This window comes from Pantoea agglomerans (genome assembly GCF_021397715.1).
In the GTDB taxonomy this organism is placed as follows: Bacteria; Pseudomonadota; Gammaproteobacteria; order Enterobacterales; family Enterobacteriaceae; genus Pantoea; species Pantoea astica.
The window spans coordinates 1,422,368-1,445,988 of sequence record NZ_CP090207.1 but is presented as its reverse complement, the minus strand read 5'-3'; the positions used below and the strand labels follow the sequence as shown (position 1 = coordinate 1,445,988).

Here is a 23,621-nt window from a genome sequence, read left to right as displayed (position 1 = left end):
TACGTGCAGGGCTCCGGGAGCCTGCCCTTGCGCAAAGACGCAAAACCGCCTTCTGTGGCGGGCTCAGCATGGGCTATGCCGCAGCTCATCCCTGAGGTGCGCCCGTAGCCGGGCCAACGTTTGCGTTGTTAAAAACGCTCCCGGCTTTTTTGTCCCTGGCCCGCGATGCTTTGCTATCGGCATATGACCCTTCGCTTTAACTTTTGTCGCCGTCTAAAAGTGAAGACCAGTCTGCTGTGATATTTAAGCTCACACCTCTCATGCTACTACAGCGAATTCAGCACGACTCCCCCCTTAGGGTCTCTACAGATTGCTGAGAAGTTGGAGCAGGGTGAATCTGATAGCAATGACTAAGCTCAACGCGCAGGGAACACGGTCAGAATAGGAAAGCGTCCCGCGCCAGGGATGGCGCGGGCCGAGCATGTCATGGATGACGGCTTTTGCGACTTTCCGATCTGACCGTGTTCCCTTCGCATACTCCGTCTCACAGCAACAACGCCAGCACTTTTCCCATAAAAAAAGCGACCCGAAGGTCGCTCTGCTTTTCTGACGTCATCGCCAGCGCATTATTTTTTGCGCGAGTATTTCAGCGAATCCAGCGCCACGGCGAAAATGATGATGCCGCCTTTGATAATGTACTGCCAGTAAGGGTTAACACCGATATAGGTCAGGCCGTAGTTGATAACGGTGAAGATCAGTACACCGGTCACCACGCCCGCCACGCTACCGACACCGCCGGCGAAGGAGACGCCGCCGACCACACAGGCCGCAATCGCATCCAGCTCATACATAAAGCCGAGGTTGTTGGTTGCCGAGCCGATACGGCCCGCTTCCAGCATCCCGCCGAAGGCGTAGAACACACCGGACAGCGCATAGATCATGATCAGGTTCAGGTTGACGTTAACGCCTGAGACTTTCGCCGCTTCCGGGTTACCACCGATAGCAAAAATGTTTTTACCGAAGCGGGTTTTGTTCCACAGCACCCAGACAAACACAATCGCAATCACCGCGTAGAAGGTGATGAACGAGAGCTTGAAATCACCAAAGCGTAAGAAGCCCTGGGTAAATTTCGAGAACCCAGCATCAAAACCGGCAATCGGTGACGCACCGACAAAATCGTAATAGAGCGAGTTAATGCCATAAACGATGATCATGGTGCCGAGCGTGGTAATAAACGGGGTCACCTTGAGGTAGGCAATGATCACACCGTTGACCAGACCAATCACGCCGCCAATGATGCAGACGGTCAGGATTACCAGCGGAATCGGCACGGTATCCAGCGACGGGAATACCTTGTTAGCGTTGTCCATCGCCTGCAACAAGGTTGCTGCGACGACCGCAGCCAGACCGACCTGACGACCCGCGGAAAGGTCAGTACCCTGGGTAACGATCAGCCCCGCCACACCCAGTGCAATAATAATGCGCACCGAAGATTGGGTCAGAATGTTACTCAGGTTCATTAAACTTAAAAATGTCGGGTCCTGGAAAATAATAATAGCCAGCAGTACCAGCAGCACGACATAAATGCCGCCCTCTTTTAACCAGGTTAGCGCATTCTTTTTTGTAGTCGCTTTCATGTTAACAGCCCTTGCTTCATTAAAGGTGTAATGACGCTAAACGCAATATTTCGTTCTGCGTGGTGGTTTTGGTATCAACAATGCCTGCTACCAGACCATTACTCATCACCAGAATACGGTCGGTAATGCCTAACAGCTCTGGCATTTCGGAAGAGATAATAATGATGCCCTTTTCTCTTTTCGCCAGCTCAGCAATCAGCTGGTAAATTTCGAACTTTGCCCCGACATCAATACCGCGCGTCGGTTCATCAAGCATCAGGATTTCAGGCTGGGTCAATAACCAGCGACCAATAATGACTTTTTGCTGGTTACCACCCGAAAGCGAACCAATCTGCGTATGGTGACCTGGCGTTTTCACCCGCATTGAATCGATCACCCATTGGGTATCACTCTTCATGCGTTTATTATCCAGCAGCCCCATACTGTTTTTATATTTTTTAATATTGGAAATAAGCGAGTTAAAACCAATATCCAGAAAAGCATAAATCCCGGTCGAACGTCGTTCTTCTGTTACCAGCGCGAAACCGTGGTTAATAGCTTCGTTGGCGCTGTGATTATTAATCGTTTTACCGTGCAGTTTAATGGTGCCGCCCGATTTTTCGCGAATGCCAAACAGCGTTTCGACGATATCGGTACGTTTAGCGCCCACCAGTCCGGCAATGCCGAGAATCTCCCCTTTACGCAGATCAAACGAGATGTCGCGAATCGATGGCTGACGCAATGACGTCAGGTTACGCACCTCAAGGATGGTTTCACCCGGCACGTTGGTCCGGTCCGGAAAGCGCTGGTTCAGTGAACGGCCAACCATCATTGAGATGATCTTATCCATGTCCAGCCCGTCAAGCGGCTGGGTGGTGATCCACTGTCCATCACGCAGAATGGTGATTTCATCACACAGCTGGAAAATTTCTTCCATCTTGTGCGAAATATAAACAATGCCGCAGCCGCGATCTTTCAGCTTACGAATAATGGTGAACAGATGATTGACCTCTTTCTCGGTTAACGAGGAGGTGGGCTCATCCATAATCACAATTTTCGCGTCATAAGAGAACGCTTTGGCAATTTCAATCATCTGCATTTGCGACACGGAAAGATGCGCCACTTTGTCGCGTGGATCGATATCGATATCCAGCTCGTCAAAGATCGCCTTGGTGTCGTTATACATTTTGTCCTGATCGACAAAGAAGCCTTTACGGGGATAACGCCCCAGCCACATGTTGTCCATCACGGTACGCTGTAATACCAGGTTTAATTCCTGATGCACCATCGACACGCCATTTTCCAGCGCCTCTTTGGAGCTCTTATAATCGATCTCTTTACCCTGAAACAAAATGCTACCGGTATCTTTCTTATAAATACCAAACAGGCATTTTAATAAGGTAGATTTTCCGGCGCCGTTCTCGCCCATTAATGCATGAACAGAGTGAGGCCGCACTTTTAAATTGACATTATCTAAAGCTTTAACGCCGGGAAATGATTTACTGACATCGGTCATTTCCAGCAGATATTCTCGCTGCGCGGTCGTATTATCACTGGCCATAATTTACCTGGCTAAAAAACGGTGGTGACATAAAAAAGGCGCGACAGCGGTCGCGCCCGCAATCGATCTTATTTCACGAACTGTGATAGATTTTCTTTATCAACCGGAACGTAAGGAACGCGGACGATCTTATCAACCATCTTGAAGTTAGTTCCGTCAGTGGCGGCTTTGCCATTTGCCAGGTTGTTGGCAATATCCAGCGTCGCTTTCGCCTGGTTTTCCGCATCGTTCAGCACGGTACCGGCCAGCGCGCCCGATTTCACCAGCGCCAGTGCTTCTGGCAGTGCATCGACGCCGAACACCGGAATCGAGGTCATGTTGTGCGCTTTCAGCGCTTCAACCGCACCCATCGCCATGGCATCGTTGTTAGCGATAACGACTTCGATTTTTTTGGCGTTCGGGCCTGACAGCCAGGCATCCATCTTGTCTTTCGCCTGAGCGGTGTCCCACATCGCCGTATCCATCGCTAGCTGCTGGGTTTTCAGGCCATCTTTGTTCAGGGTATCGATCACATATTTGGTACGTGCTTCAGCATCAGGATGACCTGGCTCGCCTTTCAGCAGCACGAACTGAATCTGACCATCTTTGTTCAAATCCCATGCCGGGGTCGCTTTCCAGTGCTTCTCAATCAGCTGGCCCTGGATGATGCCGGACTCTTTAGAGTCAGTACCGACATAATAGGCTTTGTCATAACCGGCCAGCACTTTGGCATTAGGTTCTTTGTTGAAGAACACCACCGGCACTTCATTCGCGCGCGCTTTATCGACCACTACCGCGGCAGCCGCCGGGTCAACCAGGTTAATCGCCAGCGCTTTCACGCCTTTCGCCATCAGCACGTCGATCTGATCGTTCTGTTTAGACTGGTCGTTCTGCGAGTCATTCATCAGCAGCTGAACGCCACCGATGGTTTTCGCTTCTTTCTCGATGTCTTTGCGCACCATCGACATGAAGTTGTCATCATATTTGTAAATGGTCACGCCGATACGGGTGTCAGCTGCGTGAGCGGTTGCACCAAACATCATGCTGGCAACCAGTGCTGTGAGCGTGAAAACCTTCTTATTCATGGTATCTCCGGTTTTTTATGCAGGGTCTTTTTAGCTCTGCCGCGCCACAGAGGCGGGAGAACAATCGGTAAAACTGATCGGCGATGCGGAGTAGACACAACGTTACGCTAAGCCGCTGGACCGCCGTCCAAAATCTGACTTCCCTGTACGCAAACGCTTCCGTGAATATGAATATGTTGTGAACCATTTCATCCAGTGACTGAAGCGGTGCCTGATGCGGTTACGCGGGCGTTACATAATGTTTCAGTCCGGTGAGACGCTGCCATCATAGTGAGGGCAATGTTAATTAACTGTGAATGTAATCACAGATTGAAAACGGTTACATGGCTGAATCGCTTGAATTAGTGACGGACTCCACATTTTGCCGCTGCGCCACCGAATGACGGCGTACCAGCGTCGGCATAAAGATGTGAGTTGCGGTGTCATCCAGCAGCCCTGCCGCGCCCTGTAACGCCAGCTCTGTGGCCAGTTTAGCCATAGAAACAATGGGATAGCGTACGGTTGTCAGTTGCGGATCGGTGTAACGCGAAATCGGGATGTCATCAAAACCAATGACAGAAAAATGCTGTGGTACCTGAATACCGTTGTCTTTTAATGCCGTGAGCGCGCCCGCTGCCATGCCGTCGTTATAGGCAAACACCGCACTCAGATTGAGGTTGCGCCCCAGCAGTTCCACCATTGCCGCTTCTCCGCCCTGCATATCGGGCTCAGCGCTGGCGATCCAGCTCTCCTGCGGCCGGATGCCCTGCTCCGCCATCGCCTGCAGCCAGCCTTCGCGGCGCTGGGCGACATCCTCAATCGGATGACTGGAACAGAGGTAGCCAATGCGGCTATGCCCTTGTTGTAACAGCGTTCGTGACGCCATCAGCGCGCCGGTGACGTTATCGAGGCTGACGCTGCGGTGCTCAAAACCGGGCACGATGCGGTTAATCACCACCATGCCGGGTACATGTTGCATAAATTCAGCCAGCTCCTGGTCTGAAAGCGTTTTCGCATGGACCACCAGCGCACTGCAGCGTTGCCGAATCAGCACCTCAATCGCGTGGCGCTCTTTCTCTTCCTGATGCCAGGAGTTGCTGATTAATACATGCTTGTGTACGCGCTGCGCCACGGTATCGACCGCTTTGACCAGTGCGCCAAAGAAGGGATCGGAAACATCCATCACCACCACGCCGATGGTGTCGCTGACCTGAGTAGCCAGCGCCTGCGCGTTGGCGTTAGGGCGATATCCCAGCGCGTCAACCGCCTGTAACACGGCGTCACGGGTATCAGACGTGACAGCGCTACTATTGTTGAGTACGCGCGAGACGGTCGCTACCGACACGCCAGCCTGACGGGCAACATCACGAATCGTTATCATGCAGCAGTTCCACAGAGGAAGAATAAGGCATCACGCCGGGTTGAACACCGGCGCTATTTTGTCAGGGGCGGGAGGCAGGCAGCGTGAATTGCGTCACATCAATGAAAACGGTTACATACAATTCTGCAACCTTTGTGATGGCGGTCATTATCTGGCGTTGTCAGTGACGGCAGGTTTACCGGCGGCCAGCAGCGTCAGACGCCGCCATAGCCACTCCAGCGGCCCCTGCGCAAAGTAATGTAACCAGATGAGTGAAAACAGAAGATTGATCAGCCACACCGCGGGCACCATCATCACCAGTTGCAGACGGGTGAAATGCATGAACAGCCCGAAACGATAGAACAGCGTGGTGCAGATCAGGGTTTGCAGCAGGTAATTGGTTAGCGCCATCCGGCCAACGCACTGAATCGCATAGCTAATACGCCAGCGACTAATTCGTGACCAGTAGCCGAGGCAGAGTGCAGCATAGCCGAGGCTGATCAGCGGACTCGCTAAATCACGCGGGGTTTGCAGATAAAAGCCGGTCCAGCGAAATTCCCAATGTAACAGCCACTGCGCTGCCACGCCGGCCACCGCAATCGACAGCCCCATCGTCAGCAGCAGCGCAGCCGCCTGACGATAATGCTGTGGTGAAAATTCGCCGGTCAGCCAGCCACTGCGCAGCAGCGCCCCGCCAATCATCATCAGGCCCGCCAGCTGCCAGCCATACTGTGCCGCCAGCGCCATTAAACCCGAGGCGAGGTGATCGAGCCGGTTTTGCACCGCATCCCAGCCGCCGGTCAGTTTCCAGTATTGCTCATATTGCAGATCGGCCGCGCCCGGCAGCCATGAACGGGTCGCCTGATGGTCGGAAATCGACCCGAACACCAGCAATACGCCACAGCCCAGCAGATAGAGCAGAATGCCGGTGTTCATCAGGCTGCGGGTCGAGGGAACATCGCGCAAAACCCGCCATATCACCAGACCGATAATGCCGTAATCCAGCAGAATATCGCCTTCCCACAGAAACACGCCGTGCAGAAAACCGAATAAGACCAGCAGCGTCAGGCGAGCGGTCAGCCAGCGGCTGCCGCGCGGCAGCTGCATTTGCAGACCCGCGCCAAACAGCAGCGCAAACAGGGTGAGGAACTTGAGCTGAGCCAGTGCGTCAGAAACCGCCCATGTCCAGGCATCAGAGAGCGTGACGCTGCCCTGCCAGGCAGGATTGAGATAAGCGGCGGACGGCAGTCCGAAGCCGACAATATTAAGCAGCAGGATGCCGAGAATGGCACATCCACGTATGAAATCCAGCGCGTGATAGCGTTGCATGCGGCACCCTGCATTGACGACGCGGGCGCCAGAGTGCGCCCGCCGTTGACTCAACTATGGCGTACCGCGCGCAGAAATTCCTGGCGGGTGTTCTGACTGGACTTAAAAAGTCCGCCGAGTGAAGTGGTGGTTGTAGCGCTGGTGGCATCTTTCACGCCACGCGCTTTCACACAGTAGTGCACCGCATCAATCGACACCGCGACATTGTTGGTACCCAGCAGCGTTTGCAGCGCCACCAGTACCTGCTGCGTCAGGCGCTCCTGCACCTGCGGGCGCTGCGCGAAGAACTGCACGATGCGGTTAATCTTCGACAGACCAATCACCGTATCTTTCGGGATATAGGCGACGGTCGCTTTGCCATCGATAATCACAAAGTGGTGTTCACAGGTGCTGGTCAGGGTGATATCACGCACGGTGACCATCTCATCAACCTTCATTTTGTTCTCAATGACGGTGATTTTAGGGAAGTTGGCGTAGTCGAGACCGGAGAACACCTCATCAACATACATTTTGGCAATGCGGTGCGGGGTTTCAATCAGGCTGTCATCTTCCAGATCGAGATTCAGCAACTGCATAATTTCGGTCATGTGGCCTGCAATCAGGCTCTTACGCGTTTCGTCATCGAGATCGCGCGTCGGTGCACGTAACGGCGTTTCCAGGCCACGCGCTAACAGCGCTTCATGAACCAGGGCAGCTTCCTGACTTAAGGTGCTCATCGTACTCTTCTCCGGCTGGTGTTGCGCCCGCCGGTGAATGCCTGCGGGCCCTGTTACTGAGCGCGTATTGTGAAACTTTCTTTGCGGGGAATCCAGCAATCAATCAGATTGGTGATCAACGCGGGTCAGGCAGCGCGTCGCCAGACCAGCAGACCCGCCCATACCAGACTCGCGCCCGCCACCCACAACGCCGGTTCCAGCCGGTGCAGCAGCGCGGTTGACAGAAACGACAGCAGCGGGCCGACCAGTTGCCCGACCGCATAACCGGTGGTGAGTAATCCGGCCATGTAGCGCAGATGCTGCGGTGCCAGTTCACGCGCATAGAGCAGTGACAGCTGCACCACGCTGAGGAAGCCGCCACCCACCAGCAGCGCTCCAATCAGCAAGCCGCTGAAGCCCGGCAACAGCGCTGCCGCCAGCACGCCCAGCGCCTGCGCCCACAGCACCAGCGCCAGCCGGGCATGGCTGCTGCCCCAGCGCCGGGTCATAATGCCGATCACAATGCCGACCATCGCCGCCCCGCCAAAGATTGGCCAGACGAACTGCGCGAATGCCCCGTCAGGAAAGCGTGCCGCCGCCATCTGCGACAAAAAAGTGGCAGGCAAAATGTAACCAAAGCCCGCCAGGCTGTAGCTCAGTACCAGCCGCTTCAGATCGCGGTTCAGCACCAGCGGTTCAGGTGCCTGATCCGGACGATGCAGTTCGCCCCGACGCGGCAGGTTACGGCTAATCAGCGCAATCAGCAGCAGCGCCAGCGCGCCGTAAGCGGCCCATGCCAGCGATGCAGATACCTGAAAGCTGTGCAGCGCGACCGCCAGCAGACCGCTGACAAAGATACCGCAGCCCGGACCGGCAAACACCGCCGCCGATAACCCTGCCCTGCCATGCCGATGCAGCTGTTCATTGCTCCACGCGGCCACCAGCACCATCGCCCAGCCACTGGCCCAGCCAATCAGGAAACGAATCGCCCCGTGCAGCCAGGGACCGCTAACGCAGGCCGAAAGCAGCGTCAGGATCACCGCGCCCCAGACACCGGCCAGCAACCGCAGCTCTACCCGACGGTGCGCGCGCATCGCATCAAAAGAGCCACACAGATAACCGAGATAGTTTAATGCCGCCACCAGGCTGGCACTGGTCAGCGTCAGCTGGTGCTCCTGAATCATCAGCGGTACCTGCGGCGTAAAGGCAAAGCGCCCGATCCCCATTGCCACAAATAAGGTTAAAAATGCGCTAAGCGCGACGCGTACCGCCATGGCTGAACTCCTGTTGTGCTGGTTTGGTGCTGACCTGAGATCTTTTCCGACTTGCTTACAGCATGCAGGATGTTTAAACTCACGGAAAGTGAATAATATTAACCAAGTTGTTTACGGGAAGAGAAGATATGGATTTAGTACAGCTACGTATGTTCTGTTCCGTCGCCGAAAGCGGTTCGCTGGCGCGCGCAGCAGAACAGCTGCATCGCGTACCCTCTAATCTGACCACACGGCTGCGCCAGCTGGAAGAAGAGTTAGGCGTTGATCTGTTTATTCGTGAGAAGCAGCGCATTCGCCTGTCGCCAATGGGCCATAATTTCCTGAATTATGCGCAGCGTATCCTGGCGCTGAGCGAAGAAGCGATGAGCATGACCCGCACCGGCGAACCGGCCGGTAATTTTGCCTTAGGATCGATGGAGAGTACCGCGGCGACCCGACTGCCTGGCCTGCTGGCCGCCTATCACCAGCGTTTTCCCAAAGTGGCGCTGTCGCTGATCACCGGCACCTCGGGCGAAATCATCGATCGGGTGCGTGAAGGCACCTTAGCCGCCGCGCTGGTCGATGGCCCGGTTTCTCATGACGATCTCAACGGCTGTATCGCCTTTCGCGAGGAGATGGTGCTGATCACCGGGCTGGATCACGCGCCGATCAGCAGCGCGCGTGACGTTCAGGGGGATACGCTGTTTGCCTTTCGCAATAGCTGCTCCTACCGGGTGAAGCTGGAAAGCTGGTATCGCGACAGCCAGACCGCGCCTGACAACGTGATGGAGATTCAGTCCTATCACGCCATGCTGGCCTGTGTGGCAGGCGGCGCGGGCGTGGCGATGATCCCGGCCTCGGTGCTGAAGCAGATGGCCGATCGTTCACGGGTTCAGGCGCACAGCCTGCCGCCAGGCTATCGTGATACGGCTACCTGGCTGATGTGGCGACGCGATGCGTTTACCCCGAATGTCGAAGCGCTGAAATACCTGATTATCGAACAATTTGACGATCGCCCGCTCAACGATGAGCTGATCCACCCATTACAGACGGCGGAATAAGCGTTCCGCGCTATGTTTAAGAGCCTGGCGGGCCAGGCTCTGAATCATCACGACCAACCAGACGCCACTGCGCGTCACAATCTGACTGGAAGAGGGATTGCATGAATATGATCAAAACCCGTGCCGCTGTTGCCTGGGCTGCTGGCGAACCGCTGAAAATTGAAGAAGTCGATTTAATGCCGCCGCAGAAAGGTGAAGTGCTGGTTCGCATCGTGGCGACCGGCGTTTGCCATACCGATGCCTATACCCTGTCCGGCACCGATCCTGAGGGCGTTTTCCCGGCGATCCTCGGCCATGAAGGCGGTGGCATCGTTGAAGCGGTCGGCGAAGGCGTCACCAGCGTCGAAGTCGGCGACCATGTGATTCCGCTCTACACCCCGGAGTGTGGTCAATGTAAATATTGCCTGTCCGGCAAAACCAACCTCTGCCAGGCGATTCGTACCACCCAGGGCAAAGGCCTGATGCCAGACGGTACCACCCGTTTCTTCAAAGACGGTAAGCCGATTTTCCACTATATGGGCACCTCGACCTTCTCTGAATATACGGTTATCCCGGAGATCTCGCTGGCGAAAATCAGCAAAGAAGCCCCGCTGGAAGAAGTCTGCCTGCTGGGCTGCGGCGTCACCACCGGCATGGGCGCGGTGATGAACACCGCCAAAGTGAAGGAAGGCGACACCGTGGCGATCTTCGGTCTCGGCGGTATTGGTTTGTCCGCGGTGATCGGTGCCAAAATGGCGAAAGCCGGTCGCATCATCGCCATCGACATCAACACCAGTAAGTTCGATCTGGCACGTAAGCTGGGTGCCACCGATCTGATTAACCCGAAAGATTACGATAAGCCGATTCAGGAAGTGATCGTTGAACTGACCGATGGCGGCGTCGATTACTCCTTTGAATGTATCGGTAACGTCAACGTGATGCGCTCGGCGCTGGAGTGTTGCCATAAGGGTTGGGGCGAGTCAGTGATTATCGGCGTAGCCGGTGCGGGCGAAGAGATCTCAACCCGTCCTTTCCAGCTGGTAACCGGTCGCGTCTGGCGCGGTTCGGCATTTGGCGGCGTGAAAGGCCGTTCCCAGCTGCCAGGCATCGTGCAGGATTATCTCGACGGCAAGTTTGCGCTGAATGATTTCATCACCCACACCATGCCGCTGGAAGAGATTAATGACGCCTTTGATTTGATGCACGAAGGGAAATCGATCCGCTCGGTGGTGCATTTTAACAAGTAATCAGGAGGCGTTATGGCATCCACTCTGGAGCTTCTGGAAGAACATCGCATTTTCGGCGGCTGGCAACAGCGCTGGCGTCATCAGTCGGCGGTGCTGAACTGCCCGATGACCTTCAGCATCTATCTGCCGACTCCGCACGATGATGCGCCGCCGCCGGTGGTCTGGTTTCTGGCCGGCCTGACCTGCAATGATGAAAACTTCACCACCAAAGCCGGGGCGCAGCGCGTCGCGGCGGAGCTGGGTCTGGTGCTGATCATGCCGGATACCAGCCCGCGTGGTGAAGAGGTGGCGAATGATGAGGGTTACGATCTCGGCCAGGGCGCCGGTTTCTACCTCAATGCCACGCAGCAGCCGTGGGCCCGCCATTTCCGCATGTTCGATTATCTGAGCAGTGAGCTGCCAGCGCTGATTGCGGATAACTTCAAGGTCAGCGAACGTCAGTCGATCATGGGGCATTCAATGGGTGGACATGGCGCGCTGATGCTGGCGCTGCGTCTGGGCGGTCGCTTTGCCTCAGCCTCGGCGTTTGCGCCGATAGTGAATCCGATGGATGTGCCGTGGGGACAGAAAGCGTTTCAGGCCTATCTGGGCGACGATCGCGCAGCCTGGCGTGACTATGATAGCTGTCAGCTGATGACGCAGGTTTCACACCGCCTGCCGATGCTGATCGATCAGGGCGATAGCGATCAGTTCTTAGCCGATCAGCTACAGCCGGAGCGGTTAGAGTCGGTGGCCCGTGAGACGGGCTTCCCGCTGACCCTGCGTATTCAGCCGGGTTACGATCACAGCTACTTCTTCATCGCCAGTTTTGTTGAGGATCATCTGCGCTTCCACGCGCAGCATCTGCTGGCGCGTTAAGCCTCACCTCATCGTCTCCTGCCGGAGGCGATGAGGTATTTCTCTTCTTCGCGGTTAACCGCCCTGCTTCAGCATTACACCAGTGCGTCGTGTACCAGCCCGTCGATCATCACCTGCGGCATACCGCGGCTACAGTGCTCAATCCGGCCTTCCACGCCATACACCTGTGCCAGCGTGGCGGGTGTAATGACCCGATCCGGCTGACCTTCGGCGACCAGACTGCCCTGCTTCAGCATTAACGCATGCTGAGCGTGACGCAGCGCGATATTGATGTCATGCACCACCACCACCGTCACCATGTTGCGCTGAGCCGTTTCACGTCGCACCAGATCCATCACGTGAAACTGATAATTCAGGTCGAGCGCGCTGAGCGGTTCATCCAGCAGCAGCAGCGCCGGACGACGAATCAGTGACTGCGCCAGCCCGACCAGCTGCTTCTGCCCACCCGACAGCTGATCGAGGTAGCGCATCGCCAGATGAGCAATACCCAGCTGTTCCAGCAGGTGCATCACTTCCGCCTGGCTGTTAGCGCTGTGCAGGCCACCGGAGGCGCGCTGCGCCACGATAATCGACTCCAGCACGTGCAGATGCACGCCGGCCGGCAATGACTGAGGCAGATAAACCACATGCTTTGCCCGCTGTGCAAACGGCTGGGTCATCAGGTTTTCGCCATTGAGCCACAGTTCGCCACGGCCTTTATTCAGCCCGGCCAGTGCCCGCAGCAGCGTTGACTTGCCACAGCCGTTTGGCCCAAGCAGCACGGTGATTTCTCCACGCGGCAGCGGCGCAACATTGAGGTTTTCAATCACCTTGTGCTTTGGATAACCGGCACTGAACCCGCGTAACGTCAGACCCTGTTTCATCAGACTGTCCCCCGATGACGCAAAATAATGCTCAGGAAGAACGGCACGCCAATCAGCGAGGTGACAATACCGACCGGAATGATCACGCCCGGGATCAGGTTCTTCGAGGCGACGGACGCCAGCGACAGCACCAGCGCCCCGACCAGCGCGCTGGCTGGCAGATAAAAGCGATGGTCCTCACCGAACATCATGCGGGCGATGTGCGGTGCCACCAGGCCAATAAAGCCGATTGGGCCGACAAAGGCTACCGCCAGCGCAGAGAGAATACTGATGCGCAGCAACGTCGCCAGACGCAGACGGCGCACATCGATGCCAAAGCTCACCGCGCGGTCTTCGCCTAAGCGCAGCGCCGTCAGCTTCCAGCTGCTCAGCAGTGAAAACGGCAGCAGAATGGCCAGCGCCACGGTCAGTACGCCCAGCTTCTCCCACGAGGCGCGCGCCAGGCTGCCCATGGTCCAGAACACCAGTCCCTGCAACGTATCTTCGCTGGCGATAAACTGCATCATCGAGACCAGCGCATTGAAGGTGAACACCAGCGCGATGCCGAACAGCACCACGCCTGCCGACGAAACCTGAGTCCAGCGGGTCACTGCATCCAGCATCAGGGCAGCAAACAGCGCAAACACGAAGGCATTCGCAGAGATCAGCCACTGATCGGGGACGCCGGGAATGCCGATGCCGAGAATGATCGCCAGCGCTGCCCCAAACGCCGCCGCAGACGAGACGCCAAGGGTAAACGGACTGGCGAGCGGGTTATTCAGGATGGTCTGCATCTCTGCCCCTGCCAGCCCCAGCGACAGCCCGACCACAATCGCCATCAGCGCATAGGGCAGACGAATGTCCCAGACAATAACGCGAGTACCGGCATCGACGCTCTCCGGGCTAAGCAGCGTGTTCCACAGCGTTTGCAGTGAGAGACCGGCCGGGCCCAGGGTGAAGTCGAGGATCAGCGAGGCGAGTATCGCCAGCAGCAGTATGCCAATCCAGAACAGGCGGCGGCGCAGCACCTGATGGTAGTTTTGCATGGTGTGCTGAAGCGTCTCATCCCCCGCCAGCAGCGAAGTTTCGGTAGTCATGTTTTAACCCTGTGTGGCTATGCCGTCAGAAAACGCAGCCACAATAGTGCAGGTGATAATAATTATCAATTCGTGAGCATAAACGAGAGGGGAAAAAACAGTAAAAAACGGTGTGACAGGTGGGAGACTGGCTCAGGGAGCATACGCCTGACGCAAAGCATCGCGCCGCCCAGATAAAAACGCTTTGCGTTTTTTGAACAACGCAATTTGAACAACGCAATTTGAACAACGCAAAGCGTTGGCCCGGCTAAGGCGCGCTTCAGGGATGAGGTGCATAATCGCCCGCGCTGAACCTTGCCTTAGAGGGCGTATTTGCGCAGGACGTAGCGCGCTAAGCCAGCGCCTTAGGCACGCCTCAAAGCGCGCTGCCAGGCACCGGACTCAATAGCATTAGCGCCCTGAGCCCGTGCCATCCGCTAAGTTAATCTTTGTGAACCGGAAATTCCATTTCGCTGTACTTCACAAAGCGACTGCCGCGCGTCAGCTTGTAGCCAAACCAGATAATCAGGAACAGCGGAATACCGATGTAGGTCGCCGCCACGCCGTACCAGTCGATGCGGTCATTGAGGAACGCCTGGTAGTTCTGACCGAGGGTGATAATCAGGCAGAGCACAAAGGCGAAGATTGGGCCCAGCGGGAAGAAGCCGGAACGGTACGGCAGCGCATTCAGATCGTGCCCCTGCGCCACATAGCCGCGACGGAAACGGTAGTGGCTGATGGCGATACCCAGCCAGGCGATAAAGCCGGTCATACCCGAGGTGTTGAGCAGCCAGAGGTACACTTCCTGGTTGCCAAATTTCGAGGTCAGGAAGCAGAGCCCTGCCACCACGGTGGTGGCCCACAGCGCATTGCGCGGCACGCCGCCTTTTGACAGCCGGGCAAAAATGCGCGGCGCTTTGCCTTCGCTGGCCAGGTTGTAGAGCATACGGGTTGAGGCGTACATGCCAGAGTTACCGGCTGACAGCACCGCCGTCAGGATCACCGCATTCATCACCGCCGCCGCCGACAGCAGCCCGGCATTGCGGAACACCAGAGTGAACGGGCTGACGCTGATATCGTTGATATCATTGTGCAGCAGCTGCGGATCGGTATACGGCAGGATCAGGCTGATAATCAGGATGGCGAATACGTAGAACAGCAGGATACGCCAGAAAATCTGCCGCACCGCGCGCGGGATGTTTTTGGCCGGATCTTCAGATTCGCCCGCCGCGATACCGATCAGTTCGGTGCCCTGGAAGGAGAATCCGACAATCATCGCCACGCCAATCATCGCTGCAAAACCGCCGGCAAACGGTGCGTCACCCACCTGCCAGTTCTGCCAGCCTGCATGCTCCGCGCCGCGCATGATGCCGGTAATCATCAGCACGCCCACCACGATAAAGATAACCACGGTCGCTACTTTAATCAGCGAGAACCAGTATTCTGCCTCGCCAAAGCCCTTCACCGAGATATAGTTCATCAGGAACATCAGGCAGAGGAACAGCGCACTCCAGATCCAGCCAGGGGTATCGGGGAACCAGTAGTTCATCACCAGCTGCGAGGCCACCAGGTCAACCGCGATGGTCACCGCCCAGTTGTACCAGTAGTTCCAGCCGAGCGCGAAACCAAAGCCCTCTTCGACATATTTCGCGCCATAGGTGGAAAAGGAGCCCGATACCGGCATGAAGGCCGCCAGCTCACCGAGGCTGGTCATCAGGAAATAGACCATCAGCCCGATCAGGATATAGGAGAGCAGCGCGCCGCCAGGCCCCGCCTGGGCAATGGTCGCCCCGGAGGCGACAAACAGGCCGGTACCAATAGAACCGCCAATGGCGATCATCGTCAGATGACGTGCTTTTAACGCACGTCGTAACGCAGGTTGTTGTGTTGTATTTGAGTCATTATGCATGTGTAAACGCTACGCTGGGTAAAAATGAGGCGCGATTGTAGCAGCTAAGCCTGCGCTGTATAGCGAATGCCGCGCTGTTATAAGTTACGTTCATGATCGCGCCCGGATTATTAGTAATCACTCGCGACAATAGGATAAAAAACGGGTCAGTGCCTTCGAGATGTGCTTTTGTCGGTGATGAATGCGATAGAGCGTACGGGTCAGACGCGGCAGCGGCAGCGCCAGTTCAACCAGCGTACCGGCCTCCAGCAGATCGCTAATCACCCGACGTGACAGACAGCTGATGCCCATGCCGTGGCGCACCGCATGTTTGATCGCCTCGGAATTGCCCAGCTCCATACCCAGCTGAAAAGTCGGCAGATGCGACAGCAGCAGATAATCGACGATTTCACGGGTGCCGGAGCCGCGTTCACGCAGGATCCACGGCGCAGCGGCCAGCGTCTCCAGCGTCACCGGCTGTTGCAGGATCGCCGCATCCGGGGCGGCAAACACCACCAGCTCATCCTCCAGCCAGGGTTCACTGACCAGTTCGGTCATGTGGCAGGGTCCTTCAATCAGGCCAACGTCAACGCGGAAATCGGACACCGCCGTGATCACATCCTGACTGTTGCCGACGCTCAGCTCCAGCGGCAGGCCGGGAAAATCACGCCGGTAAGCCGCCATCATGCCCGGCAGCAGATAGTTGCCGATGGTGCTGCTGGCAAAAATGCGAATCGCCCCGTTGTCCTCTTTAAACAGTTGCTCAATTTCGCTGGCCTGTTCCAGCAGGCCAACCGCACGCGGATAGAGCAGTCGCCCATGCTCATTCAGCACCAGCCGCTTACCGACCCGATCAAACAGCTGTACGCCGAGCTGGTTTTCCAGATCGGCCAGCGCCGCGCTGACGGCCGACTGTGACAACGCCAGCAGCTGTGACGCCTGAGTGGTTGAGCCACTTTTCAGCACTTCCGTGAATACTTCTATCTGCCGCAGCGTAATGTGCATCGGCGCTCCTTAAATCACTTATTGCCTGATGAGATAGATCACCACCGCCAGCCAGATCAACGCGATCAGCACCAGCCAGCCGGCGATTTTTTTGCCGCGCGCACGCTGGGACTGCGCCCTTTCGCTGCTGCTGATACGCACCTCGCGTGGCAGCAGACGCAGCAGTATCATTGCGCCAGAGGGAATGATCACCGCATCATCCAGCAGACCCACAAACGGGATCACATCCGGAATGATATCGATCGGGCTGATGCCATAAGCGACCAGCCCCATCATCGCCAGCTTATTCCACCACGGGGTGCGCGGATCGCGAAAGGCAAACCACAGCACCACGATGTCCCTTTTGATCAGCCTCGCCCACCGGCGCAGACGCGAAAATAGCATAATAGCCGTCTTATCGATTATTCTGGTCAATTATAAATATATTATCAATTTCACTTTTAAGCCAGCCAGCGCCATGATCGGGTCTCAATCAGAAGGAGGAATCGACATGGCAGATCTGAGCATTCACAAAACGCACCCTCAGCTTCAGCTCTGGCTCCCTGGTTTGCTGCTGACCGCGCTGATTGCCGCTGCCGCCAGCTGGCTGGCCGGGCAACCGGCGATCGCCTCCTGGGGGCTGGGATCGCTGACGCTGGCGATTGTGCTGGGCATTATTATCGGCAACAGCATCTATACGCCGCTTTCCCCACACTGCGATGCCGGCGTGGCGCTGGCAAAACAGAAGCTGCTGCGGCTGGGGGTGATTCTGTTCGGCTTCCGCATCACGCTGCAGCAGATCGCTGACGTCGGCCTCAGCGGTATCCTGATTGATGCACTCACCCTGAGCAGCACCTTCTTTATTACCTGTCTGCTGGGGATACGCCTGCTGAAGCTGGATCGCGATACCGTCTGGCTGATTGGTGCCGGTAGCAGTATCTGTGGTGCGGCGGCGGTGCTGGCGACCGAACCGGTGGTTAAAGCGGCAGCGTCAAAAGTCGCGGTCGCTATCGCCACAGTGGTGCTGTTTGGTACCCTGGCCATTTTTATCTATCCGCTGCTGTGGCCACTGGCGCATACGCTCTTCCCTGCCCTTGATCAGGCGCAGTTTGGCGTGTTTACCGGCTCAACCATTCATGAAGTGGCGCAGGTAGTGGCTGCCGGACACAGCATCGGGTCGGATGCCGAGAACAGCGCAGTGATTGCCAAAATGCTGCGGGTGATGATGCTGGCGCCGTTCCTGCTTTGCCTCAGTGCGGTGCTGCGCCGCCAGACGCCACGCGCGCAGGCTTCGGGTCCGGTGACCTTTCCGTGGTTTGCGCTGCTGTTTATTGCGGTTGCGCTGTTTAACTCGCTGCACCTGTTACCGGCTGAAGTTGTCGCAATGCTGAATCAGCTGGCCGGATTACTGCTGGCGATGGCGATGGCAGCGCTGGGATTAACCACCCGTTTCAGTGCATTACGTGAAGCGGGCGTGAAACCGCTGCTGCTGGGTGCGCTGGTGTTTATCTGGCTGATCGTCGGTGGCGGCGCCATCAATCTGCTGGTGCAACATTTCATGGGCTAACCGCATCAGGTATCATGCCGTCTCTTCAGTGCATAGCCCCTTCAGGAGAACGGCATGAAATATATCGGCGCACACGTCAGTGCGGCAGGTGGTGTGGATCAGGCAGTGATACGCGCCCATGAGATCGACGCCACCGCCTTCGCCTTGTTTACCAAAAATCAACGGCAGTGGAAAGCCGCCCCGCTTTCCACTGAGGTGATTGATGCCTTTCGCGCCGCCTGCGAGAAATATCACTTCAGTTCGCAGCAAATCCTGCCGCACGACAGCTTCCTGATTAACCTTGGTCATCCGGTGGCTGAGGCGCTGGAAAAATCCCGCGCTGCCTTTATTGATGAGCTGCAGCGTGCCGATCAGCTTGGCCTGACGCTGCTGAACTTCCATCCGGGCAGCCACCTGCATCAGATTGACGAGCAGGCCTGCCTGAAGCGCATCGCCGAATCGATCAACATCGCCCTCGACCAGAGCCGTAACGTCACAGCCGTGATTGAAAACACCGCCGGTCAGGGCAGCAATCTGGGTTTCCGTTTTGAGCATCTGGCGGAAATTATTGACCAGGTTGAGGATAAGACACGCGTCGGGGTCTGCCTGGATACCTGCCACGCTTTTGCCGGTGGCTACGATCTGCGTACCGAAGCGGACTGTGTCGCCACCTTCGCTGAGTTTGAGCGCATCGTTGGCTTTAAGTATCTGCGCGGGATGCATCTCAACGATGCAAAAAGCACCTTCGGCAGCCGCGTTGACCGTCATCACAGCCTGGGTGAAGGCAATATCGGTAAAACCGTGTTCAGCTGGATGATGAAGGATGCGCGTTTTGACGGGATTCCGTTAATCCTTGAAACCATCAACCCGGATATCTGGAAAGATGAGATTGCCTGGCTGAAGTCCGAACAGCAGGGATAAAACAGGGAGCCAGTCGGCTTAATGCCGATCAGTTAAGGGATCGGTGATAACGCAGTCTGGTGCCGCTCAGGGGCTGGCGGTCCTCGCGCCGCTGCGCGGTTCCTTCACGTCATTCCTCTGCCTGACGGACCGCCGGGGATGGCACATCCTGTGCCGCCCCGCCTTTCGCCCGCGTCCTGCGGGCTCTCCTGGCAGACTCATTCTGTTCAGCGCTGCGGATTGCCTGCCCCTGCCCGACCCCAGCCTGCTCTGAAACTTCAGTGCATGTTGTTAGAAAGGGCGCTCAGGCCAGCATCCGGGCCAGCGCCTGGCGTTTTATCCCGGCGGCGCAATGCTTTACTCCAGGCGTATTCATCCATCGCTTTAACCTTATTCACCGTCTGAAAAAGCAAACAGGGAGCCATCTGGCTCCCGGTTTTTTTACTTCAGCAGATTATGCCCCTGAGCAAATCAGGCTTTTGCCAACTGCTCTTCCGGACGTTTCAGCACCGCATAGCTCAGGCCAGCAATCGCCGTGCCGACCACAATCGCTACCAGATAGCCGACCACCGGGGTGATCGCGCCTGGGATTAGCAGCACAAACAGCCCACCGTGTGGTGCCATCAGTTTGGCACCCACCGCCATCGAAATGGCACCGGTGGTCGCGCCGCCGACGATGCAGCAAGGCAGAACACGCATCGGGTCACGGGCCGCGAACGGAATCGCACCTTCAGAGATAAAGCAGAGACCCAGTACCAGCGCCGCTTTGCCCCCTTCCTGCTGACCTTTATTGAATTTACGACGGGCAACCAGCGTCGCCAGGCCCATCGCCAGCGGTGGCACCATACCGGCCGCCATGATCGCCGCCATCGGGGCATACGTCTGAGAACTCAGCAGACCGACACCAAAAGCGTAAGCCACTTTATTGACCGGACCGCCCATATCGGTACACATCATGCCGCCCAGAATCGCGCCCAGCAGCACCGCGTTGGCGGTACCCATGTTCGCCAGCCAGTGCGTCAGACCGTTCATGATACCGGCAACCGGTTTACCAACCACATAAATCATCAGCAGGCCGGTAATCAGGCTGGCAAACAGCGGAATAATCAGTATCGGCTTCAGCGCTTCCATACTCTGTGGCAGTTTCACTTTGCCGCTGATCAGCTTCGCTGCGTAACCGGCGATGAAACCGGCGATGATCCCGCCGAGGAACCCTGCGTTGATGCTGGTGGCGATCATCCCGCCAATCAGGCCTGGGGTCAGACCCGGACGGTCAGCAATGGAGAAGGCGATAAAGCCTGCCAGTACCGGCACCATCAGAGCGAAGGCGCTGCCGCCACCGATCTGCATTAACGCGGCAGCCAGCGTGCCCTGCTCTTTAAAAGCGGTGATACCAAAGGCAAAGGAGAGCGCGATACTCAGACCGCCCGCTACCACCATCGGCAGCATGTAAGAAACGCCGGTCAGCAGGTGACGATAGGCGCCTGCCCCCTCTTTCTTCTCGTTCTGGTTGTCGCTGCTCTGCGCGCCAGTGGCTTTGTACGGCTTCGCCTCGGCTACTGCTTTATCCAGCTCCTGCGCGGTTTTCTTCAGTGCCAGTCCGGTTGAGGTGCGGTACATCGGCTTACCGGCAAATTTCGCCAGATCGACTTCGATATCAGCCGCCACGATCACCAGATCGGCCGCCGCCACTTCTTCCGGCGTAATGGCATTACCAGCACCAACTGAGCCGCGGGTTTCTACTTTGACCCACCAGCCGCGACGGGTCGCTTCAGCCTGAATCGCCTCTGCGGCCATAAAGGTATGGGCTACGCCGGTTGGGCAGGCAGTGATCGCAACCACGCGTTTCTGCGCACCGGCCTGGGCCGCCGCAGGCGCACCTGCTGGCGCGGCAACGGCTGCCGCAGCCTGCCAGGGTTTCGCTTCGGCTCTGGCGCGAGTGAGGAAAGTTTCTGGCTCGCGGATCGCCAGCTGAACCTCACCCTGCCACAGCGGTTTACCGTTCAGTGCCGCGTCGTCCGGCACGTTTTTGCCCAGCACGATGACCTGTTCGGCCTCGGCAGGATTATCAGTCAGCGTCAGGCCCGCAGCGGTCAGACGTTGTTGCGCCATGTAAGCGGAAGCCAGTCCCAATGAAGGATCTTTTATCAGCAGCGTTTTCATTATCGCTCTCCTGCTGTCAGTTAACGGGTTGTAAGTCGACGCGCGCCATCATTGCGGCCAACTGGGTACGATCGGAAACGCCAACGTTGCTCTGGCTGACGGCCATCGCCGCCACTGCCGTTGCAAGACGCAGCGTGTGTTCACTGGATTCACGCATTAACAGCCCGTAAATCAGGCCGCCCACCATTGAATCGCCCGCGCCGACGGTGCTGACGACTTCGCACACCGGTGGTTTGGCAATCCATTCGCCTGAGGCGTTAACCCACAGCGCGCCTTCTGCGCCCAGCGAGATCACCACATGGGCGATGCCCTGCTCGCGCAGCTCATGGGCAGCACCAATCACATCCTGCAGGTCCGGCAGTTTACGACCGGCCCAGATTTCCAGCTCACGGCGGTTAGGTTTAACCAGCCACGGCGCGGCTTTCAGCCCGGCGACCAGCGCATCACGGCTGCTGTCGAAGATAATGCACGGGCAATGAGTGCGCAGCTCGGTCATCCAGCGGGTAAAGGCGTCAGGATCGACCCCTTCCGGCAGGCTGCCGCTGACGCAGACCATATCGAACTGGCCCAGCCAGGTCAGAGAGTCGCTGGTAAAGCGGTCCCAGTCCTGTCCGGTGACCTGAAATCCGGAGAAGTTCAGATCGGTGACATCGCCAGTCTGCTCAGTCAGTTTGACGTTAATACGGGTGCGGCCTGGCACGACCTGAAAACGGTTAGCAATGCCCAGTTCGCTGAACAGCTGCTGAAAGCCATCCTGATTCTCTTTCCCCAGGAAACCGCCTACGGTGACGTCGATGCCGAGATCTTTCAGCACTTTGGCAACGTTGATGCCTTTGCCCGCCGCGTGCAGTCCGGTGGTTTTTACCAGGTTAACTTCGCCACGTTCAATTTCAGGGGTATAACCCACCAGATCATAGGCCGGGTTCAGCGTGATGGTTGCGACGCGTCTGCTCATGCTGCCCCCTCGCCCAGTCCGCTGGTGATCGCTTCTTCAATCGCGTTCAGCGCCTGTTGAGCGTCTTCGCCGCTGGCGGTAAAGCGCAGGCGATGGCCTTTCTTCACGCCGAGCGCGACCACTTTCATCAGGCTGCGGCCGTTGGCGGGTTTGCCACTGCCGTCGAGATTGGTAACGGTAATGTCGCTGTTGAACTGCTTGATGACGCTGACCAGCGCAGTACCCGGGCGGGCATGTAAACCGTGCTCGTTGCGGATAGTAAATTCTGCCGTCAGGACCTCAGCCTGCTCGTCCACTTCACTGGTGAGCAGCGCATAGACACCGGCGGCATCGGCTTTCAGCAAACGGTCCGCTTTGCCCTGCTGTAACAGCGCGCTGAGGTAACCCAGCACTTCCAGCGGACGTTCATCCACCGCCGCCACGCTGATTAACAGCGCCGCTGATTCGCCCTGATGCTCAAACGGATGGGCGGCACGGCTGACGGCGACGCCGCTGCGCAGGTTGCCGAGGCTGCTGTCGCTCAGCCAGATCCCCTGACCGAGACTCAGCGGCGGGTTGGAAACCACATCGGCGACGTAGCTGGCATCGACCACGCCAGCCGACTGCAGCCGACCGGCATTCATCGCCTGTAAGGTGATCAGATCGCTGGCGGCGACGTTCAGGGTAATTAATGAGGTGTCGAAGCTAAATTCGGCGGCTTGTTTTTCGCCCATCAGCAACGCACGCAGATCTTCAGCAGAGGCGGTTTTGAGCTGTTCAGCGATGCTGTCATCGCTCAGAACATGGGTCAGCTGACGCAGCAGCGCCAGATGCTCATCCGATTTGGCGGCAATGCCAATAGCTACATAGGCGGTCTGATCGTCGCCCCAGCTGATGCCCTGCGGAAACTGGAACACCTGGACGCCGGTTTTCAGCACCAGATCGCGGGTATCGGTGGTGCCGTGCGGAATCGCGATGCCGTTGCCCAGAAAGGTTGAGGTTTGCTGCTCACGCGCCAGCATACCGTTGACGTAGCCCTCCGTCACATTACCGGCAGCGGTCAATGCTGCTGCAACCTGACGAATGGCCTCTTCTTTATTCTGGGCGCTGGCTCCGGTATGGATGGCCTGCAATTCGAGCTGGAACATAATTCTCCTCGCTTGCTGAGATTGAATCGTTTCAGCCAGTGGGGAAATTATTACGCCATCCTGCTGAAAACAGGTGGCGTGGTCACCGCTGAAACGTTTCAAGGATTGTGGTACAGCACCTGGCAGCAGGCAAGAAAATGCGCAAACGGCGTAGCAGATTTTTGATGTTACGCACATTTCATCGACGTTTTAAGATTT

22 protein-coding genes are annotated in these 23,621 nt (G+C 57.0%); 6 read left to right on the top strand and 16 right to left on the bottom strand.

What is annotated here, in order from left to right:
* Positions 1-566 precede the first annotated feature (566 nt).
* The 7 genes from mglC to LZU96_RS06815 form a co-directional block, all read right to left on the bottom strand.
* Positions 567-1,577: a galactose/methyl galactoside ABC transporter permease MglC gene (mglC, locus tag LZU96_RS06845; RefSeq protein WP_233987597.1), complete on the bottom strand. Its 1,011-nt coding sequence runs from the start codon at positions 1,575-1,577 to the stop codon at positions 567-569.
* 19 nt (positions 1,578-1,596) lie between these two features.
* On the bottom strand, positions 1,597-3,117 hold the full coding sequence (mglA, locus tag LZU96_RS06840) for a galactose/methyl galactoside ABC transporter ATP-binding protein MglA (protein WP_233987596.1): 1,521 nt from the start codon (positions 3,115-3,117) through the stop codon (positions 1,597-1,599).
* Between the two features lie 68 nt (positions 3,118-3,185).
* The gene (gene mglB / locus LZU96_RS06835) at positions 3,186-4,181 is read right to left on the bottom strand and encodes a galactose/glucose ABC transporter substrate-binding protein MglB (RefSeq protein ID WP_233987595.1); all 996 of its coding nucleotides are present in this window, start codon (positions 4,179-4,181) and stop codon (positions 3,186-3,188) included.
* A 319-nt stretch (positions 4,182-4,500) separates the two neighbouring features.
* Positions 4,501-5,541 carry an HTH-type transcriptional regulator GalS gene (galS, locus tag LZU96_RS06830; protein WP_233987594.1) on the bottom strand — a complete coding sequence of 347 codons (1,041 nt, stop codon included), beginning with the start codon at positions 5,539-5,541 and terminating at the stop codon, positions 4,501-4,503.
* A gap of 147 nt (positions 5,542-5,688) precedes the next feature.
* On the bottom strand, positions 5,689-6,849 hold the full coding sequence (gene yeiB, locus LZU96_RS06825; protein ID WP_233987593.1) for a DUF418 domain-containing protein YeiB: 1,161 nt from the start codon (positions 6,847-6,849) through the stop codon (positions 5,689-5,691).
* Positions 6,850-6,899: 50 nt separating this feature from the next.
* Positions 6,900-7,565: a GTP cyclohydrolase I FolE gene (folE, locus tag LZU96_RS06820; RefSeq protein ID WP_233987592.1), complete on the bottom strand. Its 666-nt coding sequence runs from the start codon at positions 7,563-7,565 to the stop codon at positions 6,900-6,902.
* Between the two features lie 125 nt (positions 7,566-7,690).
* Entirely contained in the window at positions 7,691-8,818 is a 1,128-nt protein-coding gene (locus LZU96_RS06815; protein WP_233987591.1) for a YbfB/YjiJ family MFS transporter, read from the bottom strand.
* Between the two features lie 128 nt (positions 8,819-8,946).
* On the opposite strand from LZU96_RS06815, the gene ptrR reads away from it, so the two are divergent.
* The 3 genes from ptrR to fghA all read left to right on the top strand — a co-directional run bounded on the left by ptrR (position 8,947) and on the right by fghA (position 11,942).
* Positions 8,947-9,858: a putrescine utilization regulator PtrR gene (ptrR, locus tag LZU96_RS06810; RefSeq protein WP_233987590.1), complete on the top strand. Its 912-nt coding sequence runs from the start codon at positions 8,947-8,949 to the stop codon at positions 9,856-9,858.
* A gap of 101 nt (positions 9,859-9,959) precedes the next feature.
* On the top strand, positions 9,960-11,084 hold the full coding sequence (locus tag LZU96_RS06805) for an S-(hydroxymethyl)glutathione dehydrogenase/class III alcohol dehydrogenase (RefSeq protein WP_233987589.1): 1,125 nt from the start codon (positions 9,960-9,962) through the stop codon (positions 11,082-11,084).
* A gap of 12 nt (positions 11,085-11,096) precedes the next feature.
* A complete protein-coding gene (gene fghA / locus LZU96_RS06800) occupies positions 11,097-11,942 on the top strand; it encodes an S-formylglutathione hydrolase (protein WP_233987588.1) in 846 nt (281 codons plus the stop codon).
* Between the two features lie 74 nt (positions 11,943-12,016).
* On the opposite strand, the gene LZU96_RS06795 is transcribed toward fghA, so the two are convergent.
* The 5 genes from LZU96_RS06795 to LZU96_RS06775 form a co-directional block, all read right to left on the bottom strand.
* A complete protein-coding gene (locus tag LZU96_RS06795; protein WP_233987587.1) occupies positions 12,017-12,805 on the bottom strand; it encodes an ABC transporter ATP-binding protein in 789 nt (262 codons plus the stop codon).
* Positions 12,805-13,881: a FecCD family ABC transporter permease gene (locus LZU96_RS06790; protein ID WP_233987586.1), complete on the bottom strand. Its 1,077-nt coding sequence runs from the start codon at positions 13,879-13,881 to the stop codon at positions 12,805-12,807. The genes LZU96_RS06795 and LZU96_RS06790 overlap by 1 nt, the downstream gene beginning before the upstream one ends.
* A 421-nt stretch (positions 13,882-14,302) precedes the next feature.
* Positions 14,303-15,769, bottom strand: a complete 1,467-nt coding sequence (locus LZU96_RS06785) for an amino acid permease (protein WP_233987585.1) — start codon at positions 15,767-15,769, stop codon at positions 14,303-14,305.
* A 117-nt stretch (positions 15,770-15,886) separates the two neighbouring features.
* On the bottom strand, positions 15,887-16,753 hold the full coding sequence (yieE, locus tag LZU96_RS06780; protein WP_233987584.1) for a DNA-binding transcriptional regulator YeiE: 867 nt from the start codon (positions 16,751-16,753) through the stop codon (positions 15,887-15,889).
* 18 nt (positions 16,754-16,771) lie between these two features.
* Entirely contained in the window at positions 16,772-17,137 is a 366-nt protein-coding gene (locus LZU96_RS06775) for a YkvA family protein (RefSeq protein WP_233987583.1), read from the bottom strand.
* A gap of 106 nt (positions 17,138-17,243) precedes the next feature.
* Between LZU96_RS06775 and LZU96_RS06770 the strand changes: the two genes are divergently transcribed.
* Together LZU96_RS06770 and nfo are read left to right on the top strand one after the other, a co-directional pair.
* On the top strand, positions 17,244-18,299 hold the full coding sequence (locus LZU96_RS06770; protein WP_233987582.1) for a YeiH family putative sulfate export transporter: 1,056 nt from the start codon (positions 17,244-17,246) through the stop codon (positions 18,297-18,299).
* A gap of 54 nt (positions 18,300-18,353) precedes the next feature.
* Complete coding sequence (gene nfo, locus LZU96_RS06765; RefSeq protein ID WP_233987581.1) at positions 18,354-19,199, top strand: deoxyribonuclease IV; 846 nt, start codon at positions 18,354-18,356, stop codon at positions 19,197-19,199.
* Between the two features lie 257 nt (positions 19,200-19,456).
* Here the strand turns inward: nfo and LZU96_RS06760 are convergent, their stop codons facing one another.
* The 4 genes from LZU96_RS06760 to fruB are packed head-to-tail and all read right to left on the bottom strand — an operon-like array spanning position 19,457 to position 23,423.
* Positions 19,457-19,603: a hypothetical protein gene (locus tag LZU96_RS06760; protein ID WP_233987580.1), complete on the bottom strand. Its 147-nt coding sequence runs from the start codon at positions 19,601-19,603 to the stop codon at positions 19,457-19,459.
* Between the two features lie 46 nt (positions 19,604-19,649).
* Entirely contained in the window at positions 19,650-21,341 is a 1,692-nt protein-coding gene (gene fruA, locus LZU96_RS06755; RefSeq protein WP_233987579.1) for a PTS fructose transporter subunit IIBC, read from the bottom strand.
* A gap of 16 nt (positions 21,342-21,357) precedes the next feature.
* Positions 21,358-22,296: a 1-phosphofructokinase gene (gene fruK / locus LZU96_RS06750; protein ID WP_233987578.1), complete on the bottom strand. Its 939-nt coding sequence runs from the start codon at positions 22,294-22,296 to the stop codon at positions 21,358-21,360.
* Positions 22,293-23,423 carry a fused PTS fructose transporter subunit IIA/HPr protein gene (gene fruB / locus LZU96_RS06745; protein WP_233987577.1) on the bottom strand — a complete coding sequence of 377 codons (1,131 nt, stop codon included), beginning with the start codon at positions 23,421-23,423 and terminating at the stop codon, positions 22,293-22,295. Before fruB ends, fruK begins: the two co-directional genes overlap by 4 nt.
* Between fruB and LZU96_RS06740 the strand changes: the two genes are divergently transcribed.
* A complete protein-coding gene (locus LZU96_RS06740; RefSeq protein WP_233987576.1) occupies positions 23,394-23,588 on the top strand; it encodes a hypothetical protein in 195 nt (64 codons plus the stop codon). The two genes, fruB and LZU96_RS06740, sit on opposite strands and share 30 nt — an antisense overlap.
* Positions 23,589-23,621 lie beyond the last annotated feature (33 nt).

What these genes read in the sequence shown, in the direction of transcription:
- folE (WP_233987592.1), bottom strand. Translation starts at nt 7,565, where the DNA reads ATGAGCACCTTAAGTCAGGAAGCTGCCCTGGTTCATGAAGCGCTGTTA.
- fruB (WP_233987577.1), bottom strand. Translation starts at nt 23,423, where the DNA reads ATGTTCCAGCTCGAATTGCAGGCCATCCATACCGGAGCCAGCGCCCAG.
- LZU96_RS06770 (WP_233987582.1), top strand. Translation starts at nt 17,244, where the DNA reads ATGGCAGATCTGAGCATTCACAAAACGCACCCTCAGCTTCAGCTCTGG.
- mglC (WP_233987597.1), bottom strand. Translation starts at nt 1,577, where the DNA reads ATGAAAGCGACTACAAAAAAGAATGCGCTAACCTGGTTAAAAGAGGGC.
- LZU96_RS06740 (WP_233987576.1), top strand. Translation starts at nt 23,394, where the DNA reads ATGGATGGCCTGCAATTCGAGCTGGAACATAATTCTCCTCGCTTGCTG.
- yieE (WP_233987584.1), bottom strand. Translation starts at nt 16,753, where the DNA reads ATGCACATTACGCTGCGGCAGATAGAAGTATTCACGGAAGTGCTGAAA.
- LZU96_RS06795 (WP_233987587.1), bottom strand. Translation starts at nt 12,805, where the DNA reads ATGAAACAGGGTCTGACGTTACGCGGGTTCAGTGCCGGTTATCCAAAG.
- fruK (WP_233987578.1), bottom strand. Translation starts at nt 22,296, where the DNA reads ATGAGCAGACGCGTCGCAACCATCACGCTGAACCCGGCCTATGATCTG.
- LZU96_RS06790 (WP_233987586.1), bottom strand. Translation starts at nt 13,881, where the DNA reads ATGACTACCGAAACTTCGCTGCTGGCGGGGGATGAGACGCTTCAGCAC.
- LZU96_RS06760 (WP_233987580.1), bottom strand. Translation starts at nt 19,603, where the DNA reads ATGGCTCCCTGTTTGCTTTTTCAGACGGTGAATAAGGTTAAAGCGATG.
- mglA (WP_233987596.1), bottom strand. Translation starts at nt 3,117, where the DNA reads ATGGCCAGTGATAATACGACCGCGCAGCGAGAATATCTGCTGGAAATG.
- mglB (WP_233987595.1), bottom strand. Translation starts at nt 4,181, where the DNA reads ATGAATAAGAAGGTTTTCACGCTCACAGCACTGGTTGCCAGCATGATG.
- LZU96_RS06785 (WP_233987585.1), bottom strand. Translation starts at nt 15,769, where the DNA reads ATGCATAATGACTCAAATACAACACAACAACCTGCGTTACGACGTGCG.
- nfo (WP_233987581.1), top strand. Translation starts at nt 18,354, where the DNA reads ATGAAATATATCGGCGCACACGTCAGTGCGGCAGGTGGTGTGGATCAG.
- fghA (WP_233987588.1), top strand. Translation starts at nt 11,097, where the DNA reads ATGGCATCCACTCTGGAGCTTCTGGAAGAACATCGCATTTTCGGCGGC.
- LZU96_RS06805 (WP_233987589.1), top strand. Translation starts at nt 9,960, where the DNA reads ATGAATATGATCAAAACCCGTGCCGCTGTTGCCTGGGCTGCTGGCGAA.
- yeiB (WP_233987593.1), bottom strand. Translation starts at nt 6,849, where the DNA reads ATGCAACGCTATCACGCGCTGGATTTCATACGTGGATGTGCCATTCTC.
- ptrR (WP_233987590.1), top strand. Translation starts at nt 8,947, where the DNA reads ATGGATTTAGTACAGCTACGTATGTTCTGTTCCGTCGCCGAAAGCGGT.
- LZU96_RS06815 (WP_233987591.1), bottom strand. Translation starts at nt 8,818, where the DNA reads ATGGCGGTACGCGTCGCGCTTAGCGCATTTTTAACCTTATTTGTGGCA.
- fruA (WP_233987579.1), bottom strand. Translation starts at nt 21,341, where the DNA reads ATGAAAACGCTGCTGATAAAAGATCCTTCATTGGGACTGGCTTCCGCT.
- LZU96_RS06775 (WP_233987583.1), bottom strand. Translation starts at nt 17,137, where the DNA reads ATGCTATTTTCGCGTCTGCGCCGGTGGGCGAGGCTGATCAAAAGGGAC.
- galS (WP_233987594.1), bottom strand. Translation starts at nt 5,541, where the DNA reads ATGATAACGATTCGTGATGTTGCCCGTCAGGCTGGCGTGTCGGTAGCG.